The organism is Pirellulales bacterium (assembly GCA_035533075.1).
In the GTDB taxonomy this organism is placed as follows: Bacteria; Planctomycetota; Planctomycetia; order Pirellulales; family JAICIG01; genus DASSFG01.
Window position 1 is genome coordinate 1 of record DATLUO010000053.1, and the last position, 6,946, is coordinate 6,946.

The following is a 6,946-nucleotide window of genomic DNA, read 5'->3' on the forward strand; positions in this document are numbered from 1 at the left end:
GCCGGCCCACCGATGGCGACCTCGTTTATGGTGGGCCGGCGCTCGCAAGCTCGCTGGTCCACGCCCAATACACTGCCAGACTTATGCCCGGTCGAAGGGGAAGGCGATCACGTCACTGATCTGCGCGGCTTGGGCGGCCAACATCACCACGCGGTCGAAACCGAGGGCGACGCCGCAACAGGCCGGCAGGCCCGACTCCATCGCCGACAACAAACGGCTCTCTTCGGGCAAGGCCAATTTGCCGGCGGCGACGCGGCGGCGATTGTTCTCGCAGTTGCGGCGGCGAAGCACTTCGGCGTCGAGCAACTCGTGATAGCCATTCGCCAACTCCAGGCCGTCGATGTACAGCTCGAACCGCTCGGCGATTTCGGGCGGGCCCGTGCGAACACAGGCCAACGCCGCCTGGCTGGCGGGATAATCGTAAACGATCGCCGGTCGCTCGCGCCCCAAGTGCGGCTGAAGCAACTCGACCAAGAGCAAATCGAGCCAGGCGTCGCGATCGTCGCCCAGGCTCTGCGGCACCGGGACGCCCCGGCGGCGCGCCACATCGGCCAACGCCGCGATCGTCGCGCTATGCGGCTCGATCCCGGCGTAACGCTCGAACGCCGCCTGATAGCTTATCTGGTCGGCAGGGCCGCGCGCCAGCAGGGCGTCTGCCAAATCGCCGAGCAACTGCATGCCTTCACTCAGGCCATCGCCGCGACGATACCACTCGACCATCGTGAACTCCGGATTGTGCAGCGGACCCTGCTCCTCCTGCCGAAAGGCGTGCGTCACCTGAAAGATCGCGCCGCCGCCGGTGGCCAAGAGCCGCTTCATGGCAAATTCGGGCGACGTTTGCAGCCACATCCGGCGCCTGCCGGCGCCGCACGGCACATCGACGCCGAACGGCTCCAAGTGGCGGTCGACCACCACGTCGGCGGAGAGCAAAGGCGTATCGACCTCAATGAAGCCGCGGTCGTGAAAAAAGCTTCGCAGCTTGCGCAGCAGCGCGTCGCGCAGCCGCAGCACCGGCCAGCTTGCGGTGGGCAGGAAGTCGTTCGCAGCACAGGCGGGACTGGACGGCGGGAGGCTGGATTTGGCCATTCGACGTGCTGCAACAGGACCCGGCCAGGGCACGGGCGCTCTCCCTCGCTCCGTCTCTCCCTCGCTCCATCTCTCCCTCAGCGGTGGGCCGGCGCTCGCAAGCTCGCTTGCCCCACCCTACTCTTTCGCCCGTTCCAGGTATTCGCCGGTGCGGGTGTCGATCTTGATCAGGTCGCCGATGCCGACGAAGGCCGGGCAGACCATTTCGGCGCCGGTCTCCAGCTTCACCGGCTTGGTCAGGTTCGTGGCCGTGTTGCCGCGGATCGCCGGCTCGCAATACTCGATGCGCAGCACCACGTGGTTCGGAGGCGTTACCGAAATCGGGTTGTTGTTGAACAACACCATGTTGCAGACCATCCCCTCCTTGAGCCACTTCCAGGTGTCGTCGACCTGGCCGGCCGTCAACTCGTACTGCTCGTAGCTGGTGTTGTCCATGAAAACGTAGGCATCGCCCTGGCGGTAGAGATACTGGGCGGCGATCTCGGCCACGTCGGCGGCTTCCAGCGAATCGCCCCCTTTATAGGTCCGCTCCAGCACGGTGTTTCGCAGCAAGTTCCGCAGCTTGCACTTATAAAGGGCGTTTCCCTTGCCGGGCTTCACAAAATTGCACTCGATCATCATATAGGGATCGCCGTCGATTTGGACCTTCAATCCCTTCTTGAATTCGCTAGTGTTGTAACTGGGCACAATCGTTTTCCTGTCGGTCCTGACTTCACCATGTACGAACCCCCAAGTATACCGGCCGCCTCCTTTTCTGTCGGCGCTGAAAACAAAAATCCGGCCCCTTCCTGGCAAAGCCTGCTTAAAGGGGCGGTCCGCGATCCCGGCGAGCTGTGCCGCCTGTTGCGGCTGCCGGACGAATGCCGCGGGGCCGCGGTCCGGGCCGCCCGTGATTTTCCGCTGTTTGCCCCGCGCGGCTACGTGGCCCGCATGCGGCCGGGCGACCCGCGCGACCCGCTGTTGTTGCAGGTGTTGCCGCTGGCCGACGAGCTGTCGTCGCCGCCGGAGTTCACGGCCGATCCGGTGGGCGATCGCCAGGCGGCCCTGACGCCCGGCTTGCTGCACAAATATCGAGGCCGCGTGTTGCTGGTGACCACCGGCGCGTGCGCCGTACACTGCCGCTATTGTTTCCGCCGCCACTTTCCCTATTCTGAGACGCCGCATTCGCTGGCCCAGTGGGAACCGGCGATCGAGCAGATCGCAGCCGATCCGACGATCGACGAAGTGATCCTCAGCGGCGGAGATCCCCTGACGCTGGTCGACCGCTGGCTGCGGCAACTCGCCGAACGGCTGGCCGCCATCGGGCACTTGAGGCGGTTGCGCGTCCACACTCGGCTGCCGATCGTATTGCCGGAGCGGGTCTGCCCGGAATTGCTCGATTGGCTCTGCGGATCGCGGTTGACGCCAATCGTGGTGGTACACGCCAATCACCCGGCCGAGATCTCCGGGCAAGTGACCGCGGCCCTTTCGCAGTTGGTCGATGCGGGCGTCGTCGTGCTCAACCAATCGGTGCTTTTGCGGCGGGTGAACGACGATGCCGACGTGCTGGCGGAACTTTGCCGGCGGCTGGTCGATCTGCGGGTGATGCCGTACTATCTGCACCAACTGGACCGCGTTCGCGGGGCGGCCCATTTCGAGGTGCCGGAGGCCGTCGGGCGAAAGCTCGCGTCCGAGCTACGCCGCCGCCTGCCCGGCTACGCCGTGCCGCGGTACGTGCGCGAGACAGCGGGCGGGACCTGTAAGGAGCCTTTGTAGGGTAAGGCCGGTCCCGGCGCGCTGCCGCCAGTCCCACCCCTTACGCCCGCTCGCTCCTGCGCCCTCTTTGAATTGCGGGTCGTTCATAGTAGGCTCGTCGGTCACGATTGTGTTGTTCCGTCGCTAACTCTTCGCCTTCCCCATGACAATCCAAAATCCAAAATCCAAAATCCAAAATCCCGCGACCGACTCGGAACAAATCCTGGTCGTACCAACCGAGGTCTTTCACCGAGTGGGCCATTTCCAGGGTTTTTCGGCCGATGCCGACCGCTACCTGGCCGCGCTGCTCAAGCCCGAGCACGTGAGCTTCCGGCCCCGTGGCGCGATGGAAAAAGATCCCGGTTTCAAACAGCTCATTCCTTACTGCATCTTTCGCCACCAGACTCGCGACGGCGCGGCGACGGTGTTCGAATACACGCGGGGCACGGGACAAGGCGAGGGGCGGCTGCACCGCAAGCGGAGCATCGGCATCGGCGGGCACATCTCGTCCGACGACGTGGCCGGGGGCGACGGCAATCCCTACTTGGTCGGCATGCAGCGCGAGCTCGATGAAGAGGTCGCCATCGACACGCCTTTTCATCAGCGTTGCGTGGGCCTGATCAACGACGACGAGACGGAAGTCGGCCGCGTCCACCTGGGCATCGTGCATCTCTTCGATGTGGAACGTCCCGCGGTCACGCCGCGCGAAAGCGAGCTGATTTCCTGCGGCTTTCGTCCGGTCGAAGAGTTGCTCGCCGACATGACCGGTTTCGAAACCTGGTCGAGCATCTGCCTGACGGCGATTTTTCGCGGCGCCACCTGATTATCGCAAGAACCGGCCGCCGTTGAGGTCGATCAGGCCGCCGGTCATGAAGCTGGAGGCGTCGCTGGCCAGAAAAAGCACGGCCTGGGCCACCTCCTCGGCCCGCGAATTCCGCCCCAGCGGCGTCTGACGGCGATAGTCTTCCATCTTTTCGGGCGTGGAGAAGACCTCATGGTGCGGCGTCTCCACCACGCCCGGCATGATGCAATTCGCCCGCACGGCGGGCGCCAACTCGCGGGCCAGCGTCCGTGTAAACACTTGCAACGCCCCTTTGGCGGCCGCATAGGGACCCGCGCCGCCGGAACCGCCGGTCTGCACCGACAGCGACAGGTTGTTGATGATGCTGCCGTGCCCGTGCTGCCTTAAGTGCGGAATCGCGCGGCGCGTGACATAAAACGCCGCATGGACATTCACGTCGAACACCTGCCGCCACAGTTTCGTGGGGCAATTCTCGATCGAAGTCCTGGCCAGCGGCGCGCCGGCATTGTTGAAGACGACGTCGATCCGGCCCGCCTGCTCGACGAAGCGATCAGCGACTCGCTCCGCCTCGGCTTCCTGCGTCAGGTCGGCTTCCAGCAGATAGGCGGTGCCGCCGAACTGGTGGATTGAATCTCGGAGCGATTCGGCCCCTGCGCGGCTGGTGTGGAAGTGCAAGCCGACCACGGCCCCGGCGCGGGCCAACAACTCGGCCGTGGCGCGCCCGATGCCGGTTCCGGCCCCCGTCACCAAAGCGGTGCGGCCCGTGAGATCGAACTGGGTTTGAGCAAATGAAAATGTGGTTGTCATTCCCGGCGTTCGCGCTACGTCGTCGCGCACCTGGGATGTTGATCCACTTTGGCCTTAGCCTCGTCGGGCGTCCAGCCTTCAAGAAGCCAGCCTTGAAGGAAGGAGAGCGTAACCGCAATCTCCTCACGCATCGGCGTGACCGGCTGGCGGAAAGCGGCAATTGGAACTGGCATCTCGTGCTCCTCGAGCCAAAGCGTCCACTCGACGCCATCGTTCTCTGCTTGATCTTCGGGGACGAGCCGGCGCTTGAAAGTAACGAACCGGCCGCCCGCGACTTTTTCGGAACGGGCCGTTCCCATTCCGTTTCCGGTGAATGATGGTAGTGCCAGATCCCGCTCTTTTGCGGCATCGGCAATTGCTCTCAACCACGATTGTTGGCCAACTGCCTTACGCATTTTCTTCGTCCGTCACGTGTTCGGAAAACTCTACCTTTTCCACGGTGCCTTCGATCAAATACTCGTCTTCGTCTGCTCTGCCTTCATAAAGCCGCTCGGGATTAAGCGTGTCGACGCGCACGCGAAAGACCCTGATCCTACCGCTGAGTTCGTGGGTCCCGGAACGAGCGGCTTCCTCCGCCAAAGAGCGGTCCGTGGTCCAACTCGTGTAACCAGTCTCAGTCATTCCGGCGGAGTGCCAACGCCGCCATTGCTCCCCAGCCCGATCCGGACGCGGTGGACGGATCTCCTCAAAGTAATTCACGTCATCCACTTCGGTGGACTCTGCTGGAACTCCGCGGTAGAGCCACGTGCAATCCTCCGGCAAGTGAGACAAGCGGCCCTCAGCATACGATTTTGCGCCGTCAATCCATCTCTCAGCATACGAAGAAACTGCAATGCGGGGCAAGCCGGACGCGGTGGCACCGGTGACCCGGCACAGCGGCTATCTCGCGGCGCTAGTCCTTATCGATGATCGCCATGGGCCCCTTCCACGGCTGGTGGAAGCAAGCTAGGCTGGCTTGTTAGCGCCGCGATCGTTGTTGTTTCTCACAGCTCCTGGCACGAGCCATGCCATGCCTTCAATTCAAGCTGCGGACGGTGTTCTTGCCGACAACGCTCGTCGCAACCGCGTGCGTGGCGGTAAAGGAGATCTCGCCGATATGGGAGTCGCTGGACGGGTTGGCCAAGCTAGCCATCATGGTGGCGACCACGCCCGTAGCATTCTTCGCCGCCATCTTATCCGTGCTGCCGTTTGCGTATCGGCGGGCCGTTTCGCGGATCGAACATAGAAAGGGCGGTGATGATTCGTTTCCGGTTCCGACTACTTGCCGTTTGGCTGGCCGCGCTTTGCGGCGCAGCGACGGCCGACGGCGCCGATGCCCGGCCCAATGTGCTGTTGCTCGTTTCCGACGATCAACGGCCCAACACGATCGGAGCGCTGGGAAACGATCACATCCACACTCCGCACATCGACGCCCTGGTCAAACGCGGCACCGTGTTTACCCGCGCCGTCGCCCCCAACCCGATCTGCACGCCCAGCCGCGCCGAACTGATCAGCGGCTGCACGGGCTTTCGCAATGGCGTGCTCGATTTCGGCAAGCGGCTGGCCGCCGACTTGACGCTCTGGCCGCAGGCGATGCGGGCGGCCGGATACCATACCTGGCACGTCGGCAAATGGGACCTCGGCGGCCAACCGACGGGTCACGGCTATGAGGCCACCGACGGGCTCTTCACCGGGGGCAGCCGGCTGGCACAGAGCTTTCCGCACGATTTCGCCGGCCGCGACACAACCGGTTATCGGGGGTGGGTGTTTCGCACCGACGAAGGCCAGCCTTTGCCGGAACGGGGCGTGGGCCTGACGCCCGACATCAGCCGCCGTTTCGCCGACGCCGCCATTCGACTGCTGAAACGCAAGAGCGATCGCCCGTTCTTTCTGCACGTCAATTTCACGGCGCCGCACGATCCGCTGCTGATCCCGCCGGGCAAGGCCGAGCAGGCAAGGCCGGACCGCGCCCGCTTGCTGGCCAACTTTTTGCCGGAGCATCCCTTCGAGCACGGAAATCTGCGGGGCCGCGACGAGTTGCTCTGGCCTTGGCCCCGCACACCCGACATCGTCCGCGCCGAACTGGCCGCCTATTACGCGGTGATTGAAGACATGGACGAGCAGATTGGCCGCATCCTGCACGCGCTCGCTGAGAGCGGAGAAGCCGCCAACACGCTCGTCGTCTTTACCAGCGACCAGGGGCTGGCGATCGGCAGTCACGGTTTGCGCGGCAAGCAAAATATGTACGAGCATACGATCGGCGCGCCTCTGGTGATGTGCGGGCCCAAAGTGCCCGCGGGGCGGCGGATTGATGCGCAATGCTACCTGCGCGACCTTTATCCAACGGTCTGCGAGCTGGCGAACGTCCCGGCGCCGCAAGGGCTTGACGGCCGCAGCCTAGCCCATGTTTGACAGGTCTCGGGTCGGCAATCGCCGTAAGTGCTTATTTTCCAACGGCCGGCAGGGTGATTGGCGAAAAAGCGTAGTGACAATAAAATGGCTTCCGAAAATGGTTTTATCCTGATAACGCCTTGACGT

9 protein-coding genes are annotated in these 6,946 nt (G+C 63.7%); 3 read left to right on the forward strand and 6 right to left on the reverse strand.

Annotated elements, in window-relative coordinates:
- Positions 1-81 precede the first annotated feature (81 nt).
- Positions 82-1,086 carry an EF-P lysine aminoacylase EpmA gene (epmA, locus tag VNH11_06725; protein ID HVA46051.1) on the reverse strand — a complete coding sequence of 335 codons (1,005 nt, stop codon included), beginning with the start codon at positions 1,084-1,086 and terminating at the stop codon, positions 82-84.
- 117 nt (positions 1,087-1,203) lie between these two features.
- Positions 1,204-1,773, reverse strand: a complete 570-nt coding sequence (efp, locus tag VNH11_06730; protein ID HVA46052.1) for an elongation factor P — start codon at positions 1,771-1,773, stop codon at positions 1,204-1,206.
- Between the two features lie 30 nt (positions 1,774-1,803).
- On the opposite strand from efp, the gene epmB reads away from it, so the two are divergent.
- Together epmB and VNH11_06740 are read left to right on the forward strand one after the other, a co-directional pair.
- Positions 1,804-2,841: an EF-P beta-lysylation protein EpmB gene (gene epmB, locus VNH11_06735; GenBank protein ID HVA46053.1), complete on the forward strand. Its 1,038-nt coding sequence runs from the start codon at positions 1,804-1,806 to the stop codon at positions 2,839-2,841.
- 142 nt (positions 2,842-2,983) lie between these two features.
- Positions 2,984-3,643 (forward strand): phosphoesterase, encoded by a 660-nt coding sequence (locus tag VNH11_06740; GenBank protein HVA46054.1) that lies wholly within the window; start codon positions 2,984-2,986, stop codon positions 3,641-3,643.
- Here VNH11_06740 and VNH11_06745 read toward each other — a convergent pair whose 3' ends face one another.
- From VNH11_06745 to VNH11_06760, 4 genes are all read right to left on the reverse strand, one after another.
- Positions 3,644-4,429, reverse strand: coding sequence for an SDR family NAD(P)-dependent oxidoreductase (locus VNH11_06745; protein ID HVA46055.1), 786 nt, complete (start codon positions 4,427-4,429; stop codon positions 3,644-3,646).
- A 14-nt stretch (positions 4,430-4,443) separates the two neighbouring features.
- Positions 4,444-4,824, reverse strand: coding sequence for a hypothetical protein (locus VNH11_06750; protein ID HVA46056.1), 381 nt, complete (start codon positions 4,822-4,824; stop codon positions 4,444-4,446).
- A complete protein-coding gene (locus tag VNH11_06755; GenBank protein ID HVA46057.1) occupies positions 4,817-5,137 on the reverse strand; it encodes a hypothetical protein in 321 nt (106 codons plus the stop codon). Before VNH11_06755 ends, VNH11_06750 begins: the two co-directional genes overlap by 8 nt.
- 307 nt (positions 5,138-5,444) lie before the next feature.
- A complete protein-coding gene (locus tag VNH11_06760) occupies positions 5,445-5,600 on the reverse strand; it encodes a hypothetical protein (protein ID HVA46058.1) in 156 nt (51 codons plus the stop codon).
- Positions 5,601-5,665: 65 nt separating this feature from the next.
- Between VNH11_06760 and VNH11_06765 the strand changes: the two genes are divergently transcribed.
- Positions 5,666-6,820 carry a sulfatase-like hydrolase/transferase gene (locus VNH11_06765; GenBank protein ID HVA46059.1) on the forward strand — a complete coding sequence of 385 codons (1,155 nt, stop codon included), beginning with the start codon at positions 5,666-5,668 and terminating at the stop codon, positions 6,818-6,820.
- Positions 6,821-6,946 lie beyond the last annotated feature (126 nt).